2 protein-coding genes are annotated in these 787 nt (G+C 74.8%); both read right to left on the bottom strand.

Annotated features, from left to right (window positions below):
- On the bottom strand, nucleotides 1-221 hold a 221-nt coding region (locus tag ACFQ4O_RS17955), incomplete at its 3' end, for a head-tail connector protein (RefSeq protein WP_378777789.1).
- 138 nt (nucleotides 222-359) lie between these two features.
- Nucleotides 360-731, bottom strand: a complete 372-nt coding sequence (locus tag ACFQ4O_RS17950) for a DUF2335 domain-containing protein (RefSeq protein ID WP_378777787.1) — start codon at nucleotides 729-731, stop codon at nucleotides 360-362.
- Nucleotides 732-787 lie beyond the last annotated feature (56 nt).

The raw sequence follows: 787 nt of genomic DNA, 5'->3' as shown, positions 1-787 counted from the left end.
CGCAGCTTCACCGCGCCGCCGGGCGGCGGAACCGGCGCGTCGAGCCGCCAGCGCTGGGCCACCAGAACCCGGCGCGTCAGGCGCTCCACCTCGGCGCGGGCGCTCGCGATCAGCTCGCCGAGCAGCGCGTCCTCGTCGTCATGGTCGAGACGCAGATAGGCCTTCGCGTCGGCGAGACCGAGAGGCTCGGCCGCGGGCGCGGTCAGAAGAACGGCGGGCATGGGTCGAAGCTCCAGGACGCGCGGCGGCGTTCGCAGGCGAGGATGACGGGTCGTCGGAACAGAACAGGCGAAGCGGACGGGCCCTCGTTCCCCTCCCCTTGCGGGGAAGGGTGACCCCGGCGTCGCGTCAAAAAGAACTCAGCCGCCCTTGGCCTCGCGGTACAGGAACGCGCCGATCACCCCGACCAGCGTCGCGCCGAGCACCACGGCCGCGACGCTGTGGGCGCCGAGATGCAGCGCGAAGGCGCCGACGCCGAGCGCGCCGAAGGCGAACAGGCCGGCGGCCCATTGGGCGCGGCGGCGCTCGGCGGCGTCCTCGGCGAGGGCGAAGCTGTCGAGGCCGCGGCGGTGCTCCGCCTCCGCCTCGAACTGGCGGAAGATGCGCTCGGCCCCGCCCTGCACCAGCCCGTCATAGGAGCGCAGCTCCTCCGCCGGCGGCAGCGGGCCGGACCAGCGCTCCTCATAGGTGAGCGAGACCTTGGACACGGCCGCCGGCGGACCGGCCGTCATTCGCGGCGGGTCGTGGCCGCGGCCCGGCGCAGGTCGCGGCCGATCCGGTCCCAGTC

This window comes from Methylopila musalis, assembly GCF_042679725.1.
Classification (GTDB): Bacteria; Pseudomonadota; Alphaproteobacteria; order Rhizobiales; family Methylopilaceae; genus Methylopila; species Methylopila musalis.
Note: the sequence above shows the minus strand (reverse complement) of the source record. Positions and strands in the feature narration are given on the sequence as shown.

Excerpts from the sequence above, each read along its gene's own strand:
- ACFQ4O_RS17950 (WP_378777787.1), bottom strand. The coding sequence starts at position 731 with ATGACGGCCGGTCCGCCGGCGGCCGTGTCCAAGGTCTCGCTCACCTAT.